Genomic DNA, 14,135 nt, shown 5'->3' with positions numbered 1-14,135 from the left:
CCTCCGAGCGAGCTCATCCCTTGACTCCGATGCCTCCGTCCGGGTGCACCACTCCGCCGGTGATGCCGCGCGCACGCTCCGAGGCGAGGAACACGTAGCTCCAGGCGTGGTCGGCCCCTGACAGCGCGACTCCGAGCGGGACGCGCGCGGCGAGCTCCTGCGCTCGCCCCGGCGCGTCGTTGAGCCGCTTGTCGCCGAGGCCGAGACAGTCCAACCCGCGCAGGTCCGTGTTCAGCGTTCCTCCAGGAGCCACACCGTTGACCCGGACCGCCGGCGCGAGCTCGTGCGCCAACGCGGTCACCAGACCGCGAACGGCGAACTTCGTCGCCACGTAGAGCACCCCACCTCGACCCGGGTAGTACGCCGAGGTCGACTCCGTGAGGATGACCGCCCCGCGGCTCTTCTCCAGCTCGGGCAAGGCCGCTTTCACCGAGTGCAAGTGGCTCTTGACGTTGGTGCGGAAGATCTCGTCGAACGCACCGTCGATCTCCGCCGCCTCGAGCTCCCCGACACCGCGGTAGAAGTCGAAGACGCCGACGCAGTTGACCAGGACGTCGATCCCGCCGAAGGCCTCGACCGCGGTGGCGACCGCCCGCTCGTTGGCCTCGCCGATCGTGGCGTCTCCGTTGACGACGGGCAGCTCGGGGATCTCGGCCGCCAGCTTCGCGCACTTGTCCGCGTCCCGCTCGAGGACCGCCACGGATGCGCCCTCGGAGCGGAACACGTCGACCACCGCTCGCCCGATCCCGGAACCGGCTCCGACGACCAACGCGCGCCGCCCGTCCAACCAGGCGCTCACCGCCCCTCACCTCCCGCTCCGATCAGCGGCCCGAAGGGGTGGCCGATCATCGCGGCGAACGTGTCGGTGTTCTGCCAGGTCAGCGCCTCCAGCTCGAGCGGGCACAGCGCGACCCACTGACCGGACTTGGGCGATTCGACCAGCAGCCGGGAACCGTTGCGGGTCTCCACGCGACACACCCGGATCTCGGAGAACTCGTTGCCGATCACGATCGGTTCACCGGTCCGCCGGCTCTGCAGCTCCCGCAGCTCCTCAGCCGCCCGTGCGGCGGCCTCCGCTTGCTCGGTTTCACCTTCCCAGCGCAGCTCCGGCCTCACAGGAACACCGCCAGGTTCTGGGTCCGCAGCACGGAGTCGTCGACGAGGATCGTGCGACGCGCGAGCTGCCAGCCCGAGTCGTTCTCCGCACGGCGCAACACGTCCTCGCGCCCGGCAGAGATCACCGCGGCCGCGCGCACGTCCCCACGACTGCGGTAGAGGAGCACGGCAGAGTCCACCACCAGTTCGTCCGGGTTGTCGGTGGCGAAGGTCCGTACGTTGGTGACGTAGTGGCGCAGCCGGGAAGGCGGGTCTTCGGTCCAGGCGTGCTCGGTGGCGAACCGCTCCACCCTCCGGCGCAGCGAGTACTTGTTCTCGTCGAAGTGGGCCATGCCGGGCGCGGAGTCGAAGCCCGCCGTCAGCGCGGTGGTGACGCGCACCGGCATGATGTAGTGGATGTCCTCGGTGAGCAGGTCGAGCCACTCCTCGTAGTTCTGCGCGTCGAGCACGTAGGCCTCGTCGACCAGCCACTGGTGTGCGTCCAGGTGCCGCGGGTCGGAGAACGGCAGGCTGCGGCCGATGCGCTGGGTGGTCGGAGCGTGTCCACCGAGACTCGACGCAGCGGAGTAGGGTCCGCCGTTGCCCGTGGGCTTGGCCCCCGCCTCCTCGTGCGCCGCCTTCGGTGCGGTCGTCTCGACGCTCATGCGCAGACCTCCCCATCGTCCCCGACACCAGAGACCTCGACGTGCCCGACCTCGTCGACAGGCCGCTCGAGGTAGTCGGCCCACCGGGCGAGCAGGTGGCGCTGGTTGTACTCGCCGTAGCCGACGTGCGCTTCCCCCGGCCCCGCGAACTCTTCCCGGGTCAGCGGAGCGACGACCTCGGTGCCGTCCTCGAGCAGTCCCATCCGGCTGTTGAGCAGCAGGCGGCGTGCCATGGTCCCCGCCGCCGTGTTGGTCAGGGAGACCCAGTTCTCCACGTCGTCCTGCTCGAACATGCCGGTGCTGCCGAAGCACATGAGGTACGCCTTGTAGGACAGCTTCTTGAACTCTTCGGGCGCCTCGGCGTCGACCGCGAACCACGACAGCACCTCGGTCTCGTCGGGGCCGACCGGTTGCCAGGTGCGCAGCGAGATGAACGGCAGGACGTCGTCGGTGTCTTCGACCTTGGGCCAGTTGTGCACCAGGCTCATGTTGGGGAACAGCGATGCCGCCGAGATCATGAACCCGTCGCGACCGATGACGTCCAGCTGGTCCGCGGACCACTGCTGCTTCATCTTCTCGATCATCACGTCGGGGTACCCGACGTAGCGCAGCCGCTCCTCCAACGGGCCAGGTGGGAGTTTGTAGGTGGTGCCACCGCCGTTGCCCGCCCAGTACGTGTTGCCGTCCTTGCGCTTCTCCGCCTTCGGCTCACGGAACAGCCCGATCTCCACCACCGAGGTGTGGGTCTGCGGGGTGTGGTACATGTCCCCGGCGAAGTTCTCGGCACCGATCTTCCAGTTCGCCTTGATCCGCCAGCGCTGCGGGCCCCGCAGTTCGATCCCCGAGGCGGACTGCTTGGTGTAGTAGTCGAGGTAGAAGGCGAAGTCGCCGAGGTACTCCCGCAGCGGTGGCGCGTCCGGGTCCATGCTGATGAAGATCAACCCGTTGTAGGAGTCGAGCGAGGGAGCGGGTAGCAGCGTCTGACCCTTGCGCCGGAACCCCGCTTCACCGCCGTAGGCTTCCTTGTGGAACGGCAAGCCGACGATCCGGCCGTCGTTGCGGTACGACCACCCGTGGTACGGGCAGCGGAAGTGCGACGCGTTGCCCATCTCTGCCCGGCAGATCTGCATTCCTCTATGCAGACACATGTTGAACATCGCTCGCACCTGGCCGTCCTCGCCGCGCGCGATGATGAACGAGTCGTCCAGCACCCTGCGCACCACGTAGTCGCCCGGCCACGGGATCTCCGACTCGTGCGCGACGAACAGCCACGCCCGGCTGAACAAGCGCTCGCGCTCCAGCCGGAAGATCTCCTCGTCGTTGTAGATGTGCGCCGGGACCATCCCCCTGCGCACATCCCGGAACACGTCCTGGTCCACCACCGACACGCGAACACTCACTCTCTGTTAAGCAGAATTCTTATCCTTTATGCAGAATCTAAGACAGAGTGCAGAGGTCTTGTCAAGCGCCGACTCGTCGGGATCGAGCAGGTGATCGGGCAGCACCTCCTCGTGGGCGCAGCGCAGCAACGCCTCGAGAAAGGTGCGGTCGTCCTCCGAGCAGCGCGGGCCAGCGGGCCCGCGCTGAGCAGGCCGCGAGCACCCCCACCTGCTGCCACCGCACGATGCGCGCGGACCGCTGAACGGTGGAGAGCACGGGCACGGGACTCCGGCGCGCGGGACGGTCCTCAGCCGACCGGTCCGCGGACGAAACCTCGGAACGCTGCGCGGCAGCGGGTCTCCCGACCTAGTGGGTCGTCCCGCACGGAGGGACGGCCATCGAGGGCTCGGTGATCAGCGCCACGGGCACCGGGGAGTTCACGAAGCGGCGCGCCGGCCGAGGTGCAGGACGATGAGGCCGCAGATCGCCGACGGGATGACGAGGGCGAGGAACAGCGTCTCCGCGCTCCAGCCGGCCGAGAGGACACCACCGACGATGAGCGGGCCCGCGATGCCCCCGGCCCGCCCGATGCCGAGCGCCCAGCCGACCCCGGTGGAGCGGACCTCAGCGGGGTAGAACACGGCGGCGAGCGCGATGACGCTCTTCTGCCCACCGCTGACCACGCAGCCGATGAGGAAGGTCGCGGTCATCAGCAGCCACACCGGTGCACCGAGCGCGACGCTCATCAGCACCAGGAACGCGCAGCCGACGAGGTACAGCGTTCCCAGCGATCTGAAGGTGCCCAACCGGTCCATCGCCGGGCCGATGACGAAGGCGATGGCGATGCCGCCGATCGTGGTCATCGACGAGGCCGTCGCCAGCGTGGCGGCGGAGTGACCCCGCTCGCTCAGGATGGTGGGCATCCAGCTCTGCAGTCCGTAGAACATCCCGAGGTTGATCACGAACACGGTCCACAGCAGAACGGTGCTCCCGAGCCTGCCGCCGACGACCAGCTCACGCAACGTCACCCGCTTCCCCTGCGCGGCGTCCTCGGTCTCGATCTCCGGGGCGCTACCCGTCGGCAACGTGGGGTCGATCTTGCGGCACAGGGCGTAGGCCCGACCGGTGTCACCACGGCGGAGCAAGTACGACATGGACTCGGGCAGGGCCCGTAGCAACACCACGACGAGCAGCAGCGGTGCCACCCCTCCGACCAGGAACACCGACCTCCACCCGTGCACCGGGATGAGGGCGTCGGCCACGTAGTTGGCCACCACGAACCCGAGTGAGAAGCCGCAGTAGATCGCCAGGACGAAGCTGGCCCGGACGCGTTTCGGGCTGTACTCGGCGGTGAGCGCGATGGTGCTCGGCGTCGCCGCGCCGAGGCCCATGCCGGTGATGAAGCGCAGCAGCAGCAGTTGTCCCGGGTCCCGCGCCCACGCCGACGCGAACGTGGTCAGGGCGAACAGCGTCGCCCCGCCCACGACGAGCCGCTTGTGGCCGTACCTGTCCGCGAGCGGGGACAGCACCAGGTAGCCGATCATCAAGCCCGCCAGCGCGGCCGAGAAGATGGGCCCCAGGTCCGCCTTGGACAGGCCCCAGTCCTCGGTGATGGCCGGTGCCATGTAGTTGATGGCCTGCGTGTCGAACCCGTCCAGGAACATCACCAGACCGCACAGCAGCACTGTGTCGAGCTGGAACCGGTTGGGGCGCCGGTCGTCGACGAACCCGGGCAGGCGCAGCGGGCCCTCGCCGCGTGCTCTCGTCGACGGTGTTTCGGTGTCAGACACGGCCGAACCTCCACTCCGGGTCCTGGACCCGTGGTTCTGGGTGCGCTGGGCTCGCCGGGCCAGGGAGTGCCACTGGCCCGGCGAGCTCTGCGGAGGGGACTAGTGCGCGCCTGCGGCGGAGACGAAGGCGTCGGCGTGGAACCGGTCGGGCGCCACGTCTCGTTCCCGCGCCAGGACGTCGGCGGCCGAGACGGTCATGGCTTCGCTGCCGCATGCGTAGATGTGGTGCTCGGTCAGGTCGGGGTAGTCCGCGAGGACGGCCTCTTGCACCCACCCCGTCGCGCCGTCCCAGCCCGCGTGCGGACGGGAGAGCACGGGGGTGAACCGGAACCACGGGTACCGCCTCGCCCAGGCGGTGACGGTGTCGATCAGGTAGAGGTCGTCGATGGTGCGCGCACCCCAGTACAGGTGGACCGGGCGGTCGAGCCGACGGGCGATGTGGTCGAGGACGATCGACCGCATCGGCGCGAAACCGGTGCCGGTGGCCAGCAGGATGACCGGATCGCCCGCCGGTCTGGCGGGGTCTGCGGGATCAGCGACGACGAAGTCGCCGAACGGCGCTTCGATCTCGACCGGGTCGTGGAACTGGAGTTCCCTCAGGATCCCGTCGGAGAACCGGCCGCCGGGCTCGGTCCGGATGTGCAGTTGGAGAGCGTCGTTGTGCTGTGGCGGGTTCGCCATCGAGTACGGCCGGGTGTCTCCGTCGGGGAGGACGATGTTGACGAACTGACCGGCGCGGAACGGGGTGCGCCGTCCGATCGGATAGCGCAGGTCGAGGATCGTGACGCGGTCGTTGGGCCGCCTGATGCGGTGGACGACGCTGGTCAGCTGCTTGCGGACGGGCGGAGCGCGGTGCTCGACCCGACGCGGCACGATCTCCACGTCGCTCATCGGACGGGCCCGGCACAGGCGCACCTCGGCAGGCCCGCAGACACGGCCCTGGCCCGGGACGTCCAGGACACCCGTGCTCAGGCCGCCGACGCAGGTGTCGCACACTCCCTTCCGGCACGAGTACGGGATCGCCCAGCCCGCAGTCTCCGCAGCGTCCAGCACGTTCTGCTCGGGCTCGCAGTCGAACGCGATCTCCGAGCCCCGGACGCTGATCGTGAACGTCATGTGAGGACCCCCTTCCGGGTCGGGGCGAGCAAGCGCAGCGCGGCCAGCACCGCGCTGGGGTCGGCGATCCCGCGGCCGGCGATGTCGAAAGCCGGCCCATGACCGACGCTGGAGAACGGTGCGCCGGCGCCGATGGTGACCGCCGCCGCCCTCCGCCCAGCCAGCGTCTTGACCGGGATGTGCCCCTGGTCGTGGTACATCGCGAGGTAGGCGTCGTGGTCGCGGTCGCCGCCGAGCAGGACGTCGGCGCCGGTGGGTCCGTCCACGTCGAGGCCGCGCTCGCGCAGCGCCGCGACGGCCGGCACCACCACCTCCTGGTCGTCCCGTCCGAAGAGGCCGTTCTCACCGGCGTGCGGGTTGATCCCGAACACGCCGATGCGGGGTTCGTCGATCCCCATCGCAGCAAGAGCGCGGTGCAGGGCCAGGCCTGCCTCCGTGACGAGCTTCGGGGAGACCCGCTCCGCCGCATCGGCGAGCCGTTCGTGCAGCGTCACGTGCGCGATGCGGAGACCACCACCGACCAGCATCAAGAAGACCCGGTCGGCGGGGACGCCGAGGAGCTCCGCGATCAGCCGCGGATAACCGCCGAACGCGATGCCCGCCCTGGTGACGGCGGTCTCGGAGTGGGGGCAGGCGACCACACCGGCGAAGCTGCCGTCCGCGGCGAGCCGCACGGCCGTCTTGGTGTACTCGATCGTGGCCGCACCGGCCGCCGCGGTGACCTGCCCGACCTCTCGGTCAGCGGGGTCCAGGGCACCCACGTCCACGACGTCGCAGACGCCGGCGGTCGGCACCGCGCCGGGTTCGGCGGCGCGCAGCGTGAGGCCGGCACGTCGCGCGGGCTCCTCCAGCACGTGCCGGTCCCCGACGACCACCGGTGCCTGGGAGCCCAGCGCGGCGACGGCCTTGACAGCGATCTCCGGTCCAATCCCGTTCGGGTCGCCGGTGGTGAGGAGCAGGCGGCTCACAGCGGCAACACCAGCAGCGTGTCGGTGCGGGAGCTGTCGCAGACCACGATCCGCTCGTCGATCAGCGTCTTGCCGTCCACGAAGACGTAGCGGTCCAGGTACCGCCCGCTGGCGAAGACGTCGGTCGGGCCGTTGCCGGTGACGCGCAGGACCACGAACGAGGTCTCGCTCGTCGCACCGGACTCGCTCTCCTCCAAGATCGCGGGCTGACCGAGCAGGTGCCGGTACGCGTGCGGCTCGTAGATGTTGGCTTCCTTGAGCGCCGAGACCCGGTCCTTGAGCATCGCCTTGTTGTTGGCCCAGATGATGCCCGCGGGCAGACCGCGGCGGTGGTTGTCGGCGGTCGTCACCTTGTAGAAGGCGTTGTCGGTGAAGAACTCCGGCCAGTCCTCGATCGGGCCGTCGTCGATCGCCCGCACGTAGTGGCCCTGCGCCCGGCTGATCAGGTTCAGCGCGTCCATCACGCCGCCTCCTCGATGCTGAAGCCCATCGCTTCGCGGTAGACCTTCCAGAAGCTGCGGATCGAGGCCTCGGTGACCCGGCTCTCGCTGGAGACGGCTTGGTCGCCCCCCATCTGGACGGTGGCGAACTCGGTGCTCGCGCCGGCGATGCCGCGCTGGACGAAGCCGCCGATGGCGCCGTCTTCCATCGACACGTACCCGGCCGGCCCGACCAGGTTCGACTGCTTCATCCGGATCAGGCGCTGCTCCTCGGTGTCGTCCTCGAAACCGAGGTAGGTCCAGTTGAGGTTGGTGCGGTCCACCCCCGTCGGCAGGATCTGGCGCACTGCGATCGAGTTCTGGATCTGCTGCAGGACGAAACCAGGCGCCACCGACAGGATCTGCAGCGTGATGTCGTCACCGACCTCGCTGAAGCTGTCCACCAAGGACGGGTCTTCGAGCTGGTACTCGCTTTCGGAGCGGATGTTCTGCTCCTTGTAGTACCTGTCGGCCTCGGCCTCGCGATCGATCGCCGACCAGCTCACGTGGTGGGCACCGGACTCGGAGACGATGATGCCGCCCTTCTGGGAGAGCCGGTTGAGCCCGAAGGTCGTGAAGAACAGGTGCAGGATGCTCGCGTGGTAGGAGTCCTTGACGTTCTCCACGTAGAGCTTCCAGTTGTTGGGCAGCGTCTGGGTGAAGCGTCCCAGCACGACGGGCTTGCGGCCGCCGAGGACCCGCTCGATCCGGTCGAGGACCTCTTGACCGAGGTATTCCTCGATGTCGGGGACGTCGTTGTCGAGGCTGCCGAAGATCAGGCCGTGCACGTTGGCCAACCGCAGGCGGCGCGGGCTGTGCGCGGCCTTGCAGAAGCTCTCCGGCATACCGCCCTTGCCGTTGATGCCCTTCTCGAAGGCGACCCCGGTCAGGTCCCCCTGGAGGTTGTAGGTCCACGCGTGGTAGACGCAGGTGAACTCCCGCGCGTGCCCGTAGTGCTCCATCGCGATCAGCGCACCCCGGTGAGCGCACCGGTTCTCGAAGGCGTAGACCTCGCCGTCGTGGTCACGAGTCACCAGGACCGGCTGCTCACCGATGAACGTGGCGCAGAAGTCGCCGGGTTCTGCCAGCTCGGCCTCGAGGCAGAGGTAGCTCCAGAACGGGCCGTGGAAGATGTTGGCCTGCTCAGCCTCGTAGACGTCCTCGTCCTGGAACACCCAGTACGGCACCTCGGTCAGTGACCGGGGCCAACTCCGCTCCGCCATCGCGGCCGCCACCCCGTTCCCCTTCACCATGCATCTCCTCTGCCACAGGATGCTTGACATCCCCACCGTAGTGTTCGTATAACGAACACATGTCATATTTCCGAACACATGGCAGTAGAGTGGACCGCATCACGACCTGTCAAGGGGTGCTTTCGTGACGGCCGAAGGGATGGCGGGGTTGGCCAAGGGCCTGGCAGTGCTCGAAGCGTTCGGGACCGACGGCCCGAGCCTCACCATCAGCGACGCCGCACGAGCCACGGGCACGACGCGCGCGACCGCTCGCCGGTGCCTCACGACCCTGACGGATCTGGGCTACCTCACCTACGACGGCAAGTACTACGCACCGACGCCGCGCCTCCTGCGCATCGGCGCCGTCTACGGGAGGACCGCTCAACTGCCGTCGCTCGCGCAACCACTGCTCGCGGCCGTGCGGGAGGCGGTCGGTGAATCCGCTTCGCTGGCCGTCCTCCAAGACCACGAAGCGCTCTTCGTCGCACGCAGCGATGTGACGCGCATCGTCAACACCGGGGTGCGGGTGGGTGCCTGCCTCCCGCTCTACGCCTCCGCCACCGGGCACGTCCTCCTGGCAGGCCTCACCGACTCCGAGCTCGCCGACTACCTCGCCTCGGTCGAGCTCATCGCGCGCACCCCGAAGACACCCACCGACAAGGACGAGATCGCGAAACGTGTCCACAGTGTCCGGACGGACGGCTACGCCCTCACCGACGAGGAGCTCGAACTCGGGCTGCGGTCCATCGCCGTCCCGGTGGTCGATTCCACGGGTCGGATCGCCGCGGCGATGTCAGTGAGCGCGTCGGCCTCTCGCGTCGCGGTCGAGGAACTGCTCGACGGGGTCAAGCCGGTCCTCGAGGAACACGCGTCGCTCCTGGGCCGACAACTATGAGGTGCTGTCCCAGGACCGGTGCCGGCCCGAGCCTCGTACTGCCCTCTGGCGCGGCACTTCCGTGAGTCGGTCATCGCGGCCGGTGGGTGACGGTGAGGTCCGGTCGGCGGTCAGCCTGCACGAGCTCGCTGGCCGCCGACTCCACGGAACGCGTTACCGCTCACCCGCCGCGCCGGATCGCCGATCAGTCGGCGACCCGCGCCGCCTCGGTCTTCGACTCCTCTGCCGGGGCCCTGTCCGGCAAGCCCGAGGCGTAGGTCTCCCGCAGCGCGACCGCGCACACCACCGAGACCACTGCAGTGCCGATCATGTACCAGGCCACGGCCGAATACCCGCCGGTGCGGTCGAGCAGCCAGGTGGCGAAGATCGGCGCGAGCGCGCTGCTGGCCAGCGTGCCGAGCGTGTACCCGGAAGAGATGCCCGAGTAGCGGATCTCGGTCTCGAACGCCTCCGCGAAGAACGCGGCGAGCGGGCCGAACGCGGCGGAGAACCCCGTGCAGATCGCCAGGTACCCGATCGCGGCGATGAAGAACGAACCGGTGTCGAGCGTCCAGAACCACGGGAAGGCCAGCGCACCCATGGCCACCGTGCCGCCGATGAAGACCGGTCGGCGGCCGATCCGGTCGGACAGGGCGCCGAACAGAGGCAGCGTGATGAAGGTCAGCAGCATCGCCAGGAAGACCAGGACCAACATCGCGTTGCGGCCGTACTCGAGCTGCTGGGCTCCGTAGCTGAGGCCGAAGACGGTGGCGAGGTAGAACGTCACGCCGATCGACAGGTACGCACCTCCGGTCAACAGCACCTGCTTCGGGTGTCTGCGCAGCAGCACCGCGATCGGCAACGCGACCACGTCCTGGTCCTGCTTCAACCGCGCGAAGTTCGGGCTCTCACCCAGCTTCAGCCGCACGACGAGTCCGAAGAGCACGAACACGCCACCGATCAGGAAGGGGATCCGCCAGCCCCAGGCCAGGAAGGTCTCCTGCGACATGGCCCCGAAGGCGAGGAACACCGCGTTGCCGAGCATCAGGCCCGCCGGCACACCCATCTGCACCCAGCTGCCGTAGTACCCGCGGCGGCGGGACGGTGCGTGCTCCACGGCCATCAGCACCGCACCTCCGTACTCACCGCCGAGCGAGAGCCCCTGGACGAACCGCAGGGTGACCAGGAGGATCGGCGCGGCGACTCCGATGGTCTGGTAGCTGGGGAGCACGCCGACCGCGAACGTGGTCGTCCCCATGATGCTCAGGGTGAGCACCAGCATCGACTTGCGACCGACCTTGTCCCCGAAGTGCCCGAACAGCACCCCGCCGATCGGCCGTGCGACGAACGCCGCGGAGAACGTCACGAAGGACAGCAGCGTGCCGAGCAGCGGGTCGTACTGGGGGAAGAACAGTTCGTTGAAGACGAGGCCGGCGGCGGTGCCGTAGATGAAGAAGTCATACCACTCCACGGTGGTACCGACGGCGCTCGCGAATCCTGCTCTTCCGCTGCGCGAGATCAGGGACATCAGCACTCCTCGGTCTCAGACGTCGTCGTAGCACGAGAGGAATCGTCTTCACGGTGCTCACATCGCGACACCTCCACCTGGAGAGTGCCGTTCTCCTCGCGGGACCTCTCGGGTTTCCCGATGTGTCCGGACGAGCTACCGGGAGGACGGCGCCGCCGACGGCTCGGCGCGCACCGCAACGGGGTGGATCCGGAGACCGGTCTCGCGGAACCAGGCCCGGACCACGTCCTCGTCCGGCCGGCTGCCGGTGGCGAGCGCCCAGCGCAGAGCCGAGCGCCGCAGGTTTCCCGACCCAGGTCCGGCGAGTTCCGCGTACCACGAGCCGGGCGCGGACACCGTGGTCACCGGGAACCGCTCCAGCAGCGCGCGGGTGTCACACCCGGTCTCGTCGACCAGGATCGCCGCCCCGGCCGACCACGGCTGGACCAGACCGAGCGAGAAGCCGGTGACGGTCTCCCGCGGAGTGCCGTTCCAGTGCAGGTCGCCCGGCCGGCTGGCACACCGGGCGGGGCCGAGCTCGGCCCACACCCGCAGCAGGTCGGTGCGTCCGTGCGCGGAGACCTCCTGCCCAGTGCCGGTGATCAGGACCGGGTCCCTCGGTACCACCGGTGCGTCATCGGGCTCCTCCAGGTGCATCACCGCGTGGTAGTTCACCGCGTCGGCGCGGGGCAGGCCACCGACGCAGAGCACGTGCCGCACCGAGGGGCAGGCCCGTCGAGTGGCCAGGCCGTCCTCGACGTGCGCCGCGTCCACCACGACGATGCCGGCGGTGGTGGCCGCCGCTCGGTCCGTCAACCCGGCTGCCCCCGCGTCGTGGGGCACCGGCGCGACGGAGACGCCCGCCCGCATCGCTCCGGCCGCCACCTCCCACCACTCGGGTACGTTCGGCAGCTGCACGACGACCGACTCGCCCGCAGCGACCCCGAGGTTCGCGAGCAGGTTGGCGAACCGCCTGACCCGGTCGGCGAGGTGAGCGAAGGTCAGCACTCGAGGCCGCCCGTCGCGGCGCACCCAGACCATCGCCGGACGCGCCCCGAACCCCACCCACGCGTCCGCCAACCCACTCGGCCAGTCCGGCCCGAGCGCCTCTGGCGAGCACGGACGAGCAGTCAACGGCACACACCTCCTTCCTCCGGGCAGCACGGCCACCGCGGGAAGTCCCCACGGTGTCGGACTCAGCGATCTGTTCAGAGCAACCGGAGCTCGTGCGCCTTGGCGATGGCCTCGACCCGGTTCCGCGCGTTCAGCTTCTGCATCGCCGTCTGCAGGTAGGTCTTCACGGTGTTCCGCGCGAGGGCGACCTGGTCGGCGATCTCCGGGTTGCTGTGCCCCATCGCGGCGAACCGCAGCACCTCGTACTCCCGCTTGGTGAGGCCGACCCGGAACAGCAGTTCCGGCGTCGCCGAGGCGTGCCAACCGGTCAACCGAGGATCGACCACCCGCACCCCTCGCGCCACCCGCCGGACCGCGGTGGAGAAGTCACCACCGGTGACGTCCTTGACCAGGCAGCCGTCCGCGCCGGCGTCGATCAGCACGTCGATCGCGCCGTGGTCGGCGAAGGCGGTGAAGAGCAGGATCTTCACCCCCGGTGCCACCCGGCGCAGCCGGGCGACCAGCTCTGGGGCCGGCACGTCCGGCAGCCGGAGGTCGAGCAGGATCACGTCGGCCGGCACGTGTTGCGCCAGCTCGATCGCCTCGTGCCCGAGGCGCGCGCTGCCGACCACGCTGATCAACGGGTCCTCGGCCGCGAGCAGTTCGACGCCCCCGTGGATCACCGGGTGGTCGTCGACCACGAGCACCCGGATCTCGGTCTGTTCATCCATCGTCAGCACCTTCGACCGCACAGGGCACCCAGGCGCGCACCGTGGTGCCGCCGTCCTCGTTGCCGATGATCGACACGCCGCCACCCACCCGTTCCATCCGGCGCACGGACAGCGGCAGGCCGAGGTGACCGGCCCCGACCGCGTCGCTGTCGGCCCAGCCGTGCCCGTCGTCGGCGACCGCCACGGTCAGCTGTCCGTCCGTGACGACCACGCTCACCACCACGGTCGACGCGTGTGCGTGCTTCTCCACGTTGACCAGCGCCTCCCGCACCACGCTGGCGAGCGCGTCGACGCGGCCGGGCGCCAGTTCCGGGATCTCGGCGAGCGCGACGAACCTGGCTGGGATCCCGGTCCGCTCCTCGAACGCCTCGCAGTCCTCCTGGACCACCACCGCGAGCTCACGCTCCGGGGGCTGTTCGTTGAGCTGCGCCAGCGAGCTGCGCAGCATCGCGGTCACCGACTCGACCTGGCGCTCGACCTCGTCGATGCGGCCGCGGATCCGGTCGAGGTCGTGCATCGAACGCAGGCTGCGCAGTTCCGCACCGATCCGGAAGAGCACCGGACTGACCGAGTCGTGCAGCTTGGCCGCCATCCGCCGGCGATCGGCGCCCAGCGCGAGGTCTGTGTGCATCTTGGCCCGGTGCGAGGCGATGAGGGAGGTCGAAGCGGCCGCCGCAGCGTCCTCGAGCTGCGCGATCACCAGGTCCCCGAACGACGTCTGGCTGCGGATGCCCACGTACACGGCGCCGAGCACTTCCCCGTCGTAGATCATCGGGACGGCCAGCATGGCCCGCAGCCCCTCCTGGGCGACCAGGTCGTCGAACTCGTGCGTGATCGCGTCCGACGACCGGTAGTCCCGCACCCACACCGGCTTGCGCTGCGCGATGCTCTTGCCGCCCAGCCCGAGGCCCTCGGGCACGACGAGCCGGTGCAGTGCCGTGCTCGTCGTGCCCTGCCAGCTCCGGTGCACCATCCGGTTCCCCGCTTCCACGCGGCCGACCAGTGACATGTCGAACGCGCCGAGCTCACGGACGCGGCGGGCGACCACGTTCATCGCGATCGATTCGTCCAGCAGCACCAGCAGCTCGGAGTGCCGCAGCGCGAGCTGGTCGAGCACGGTGTCCGCATCAGCGTCCGAAGCACCCGCCATGGCAGTCTCTCCTCGTCGAGATCCCCGGATACTAG

The 14,135-nt window shown here is 69.3% G+C and carries 14 protein-coding genes; 1 reads left to right on the top strand and 13 read right to left on the bottom strand.

Annotation, left to right across the window (positions count from 1 at the left end):
• Positions 1 to 13: 13 nt before the first annotated feature.
• The 9 genes from hcaB to HNR68_RS13430 form a co-directional block, all read right to left on the bottom strand.
• Positions 14 to 799 (bottom strand): 3-(cis-5,6-dihydroxycyclohexa-1,3-dien-1-yl)propanoate dehydrogenase, encoded by a 786-nt coding sequence (gene hcaB, locus HNR68_RS13470; protein WP_179720965.1) that lies wholly within the window; start codon positions 797 to 799, stop codon positions 14 to 16.
• On the bottom strand, positions 796 to 1,116 hold the full coding sequence (locus tag HNR68_RS13465) for a hypothetical protein (protein ID WP_179720963.1): 321 nt from the start codon (positions 1,114 to 1,116) through the stop codon (positions 796 to 798). The genes hcaB and HNR68_RS13465 overlap by 4 nt, the downstream gene beginning before the upstream one ends.
• Complete coding sequence (locus tag HNR68_RS13460; RefSeq protein ID WP_179720961.1) at positions 1,113 to 1,760, bottom strand: 3-phenylpropionate/cinnamic acid dioxygenase subunit beta; 648 nt, start codon at positions 1,758 to 1,760, stop codon at positions 1,113 to 1,115. The genes HNR68_RS13465 and HNR68_RS13460 overlap by 4 nt, the downstream gene beginning before the upstream one ends.
• Positions 1,757 to 3,148 carry a Rieske 2Fe-2S domain-containing protein gene (locus HNR68_RS13455; RefSeq protein WP_343050128.1) on the bottom strand — a complete coding sequence of 464 codons (1,392 nt, stop codon included), beginning with the start codon at positions 3,146 to 3,148 and terminating at the stop codon, positions 1,757 to 1,759. Before HNR68_RS13455 ends, HNR68_RS13460 begins: the two co-directional genes overlap by 4 nt.
• 429 nt (positions 3,149 to 3,577) lie before the next feature.
• Positions 3,578 to 4,930, bottom strand: a complete 1,353-nt coding sequence (locus tag HNR68_RS13450) for an MFS transporter (RefSeq protein WP_343050126.1) — start codon at positions 4,928 to 4,930, stop codon at positions 3,578 to 3,580.
• A gap of 99 nt (positions 4,931 to 5,029) precedes the next feature.
• Complete coding sequence (locus tag HNR68_RS13445; RefSeq protein WP_179720959.1) at positions 5,030 to 6,046, bottom strand: 2Fe-2S iron-sulfur cluster-binding protein; 1,017 nt, start codon at positions 6,044 to 6,046, stop codon at positions 5,030 to 5,032.
• A complete protein-coding gene (locus tag HNR68_RS13440; RefSeq protein WP_179720957.1) occupies positions 6,043 to 7,014 on the bottom strand; it encodes a 4-hydroxythreonine-4-phosphate dehydrogenase PdxA in 972 nt (323 codons plus the stop codon). The genes HNR68_RS13445 and HNR68_RS13440 overlap by 4 nt, the downstream gene beginning before the upstream one ends.
• Complete coding sequence (locus HNR68_RS13435; protein ID WP_179720955.1) at positions 7,011 to 7,475, bottom strand: aromatic-ring-hydroxylating dioxygenase subunit beta; 465 nt, start codon at positions 7,473 to 7,475, stop codon at positions 7,011 to 7,013. The genes HNR68_RS13440 and HNR68_RS13435 overlap by 4 nt, the downstream gene beginning before the upstream one ends.
• Positions 7,475 to 8,746, bottom strand: coding sequence for an aromatic ring-hydroxylating dioxygenase subunit alpha (locus HNR68_RS13430; protein ID WP_179720953.1), 1,272 nt, complete (start codon positions 8,744 to 8,746; stop codon positions 7,475 to 7,477). Before HNR68_RS13430 ends, HNR68_RS13435 begins: the two co-directional genes overlap by 1 nt.
• A 124-nt stretch (positions 8,747 to 8,870) precedes the next feature.
• On the opposite strand from HNR68_RS13430, the gene HNR68_RS13425 reads away from it, so the two are divergent.
• Complete coding sequence (locus HNR68_RS13425) at positions 8,871 to 9,620, top strand: IclR family transcriptional regulator domain-containing protein (protein WP_343050125.1); 750 nt, start codon at positions 8,871 to 8,873, stop codon at positions 9,618 to 9,620.
• Between the two features lie 184 nt (positions 9,621 to 9,804).
• Here the strand turns inward: HNR68_RS13425 and HNR68_RS13420 are convergent, their stop codons facing one another.
• From HNR68_RS13420 to HNR68_RS13405, 4 genes are all read right to left on the bottom strand, one after another.
• Positions 9,805 to 11,127 (bottom strand): MFS transporter, encoded by a 1,323-nt coding sequence (locus tag HNR68_RS13420; RefSeq protein ID WP_179720951.1) that lies wholly within the window; start codon positions 11,125 to 11,127, stop codon positions 9,805 to 9,807.
• A 135-nt stretch (positions 11,128 to 11,262) separates the two neighbouring features.
• The gene (locus tag HNR68_RS13415; protein WP_343050464.1) at positions 11,263 to 12,171 is read right to left on the bottom strand and encodes an AMP-binding protein; all 909 of its coding nucleotides are present in this window, start codon (positions 12,169 to 12,171) and stop codon (positions 11,263 to 11,265) included.
• Positions 12,172 to 12,314: 143 nt separating this feature from the next.
• Entirely contained in the window at positions 12,315 to 12,950 is a 636-nt protein-coding gene (locus HNR68_RS13410; protein ID WP_218888295.1) for a response regulator transcription factor, read from the bottom strand.
• The gene (locus HNR68_RS13405) at positions 12,943 to 14,100 is read right to left on the bottom strand and encodes a GAF domain-containing sensor histidine kinase (protein ID WP_179720947.1); all 1,158 of its coding nucleotides are present in this window, start codon (positions 14,098 to 14,100) and stop codon (positions 12,943 to 12,945) included. Before HNR68_RS13405 ends, HNR68_RS13410 begins: the two co-directional genes overlap by 8 nt.
• Positions 14,101 to 14,135 lie beyond the last annotated feature (35 nt).

Origin of the sequence: Saccharopolyspora hordei, assembly GCF_013410345.1 — a bacterium.
GTDB lineage: Bacteria > Actinomycetota > Actinomycetes > Mycobacteriales > Pseudonocardiaceae > Saccharopolyspora > Saccharopolyspora hordei.
The sequence above is the reverse complement of the archived record's forward strand: the minus strand, read 5'-3'. Positions and strand labels throughout refer to the sequence as shown.

What these genes read in the sequence shown, in the direction of transcription:
- HNR68_RS13460 (WP_179720961.1), bottom strand. Translation starts at nt 1,760, where the DNA reads ATGAGCGTCGAGACGACCGCACCGAAGGCGGCGCACGAGGAGGCGGGG.
- HNR68_RS13445 (WP_179720959.1), bottom strand. Translation starts at nt 6,046, where the DNA reads ATGACGTTCACGATCAGCGTCCGGGGCTCGGAGATCGCGTTCGACTGC.
- HNR68_RS13435 (WP_179720955.1), bottom strand. Translation starts at nt 7,475, where the DNA reads ATGGACGCGCTGAACCTGATCAGCCGGGCGCAGGGCCACTACGTGCGG.
- HNR68_RS13430 (WP_179720953.1), bottom strand. Translation starts at nt 8,746, where the DNA reads ATGGTGAAGGGGAACGGGGTGGCGGCCGCGATGGCGGAGCGGAGTTGG.
- HNR68_RS13420 (WP_179720951.1), bottom strand. Translation starts at nt 11,127, where the DNA reads ATGTCCCTGATCTCGCGCAGCGGAAGAGCAGGATTCGCGAGCGCCGTC.
- HNR68_RS13410 (WP_218888295.1), bottom strand. Translation starts at nt 12,950, where the DNA reads ATGGATGAACAGACCGAGATCCGGGTGCTCGTGGTCGACGACCACCCG.
- HNR68_RS13405 (WP_179720947.1), bottom strand. Translation starts at nt 14,100, where the DNA reads ATGGCGGGTGCTTCGGACGCTGATGCGGACACCGTGCTCGACCAGCTC.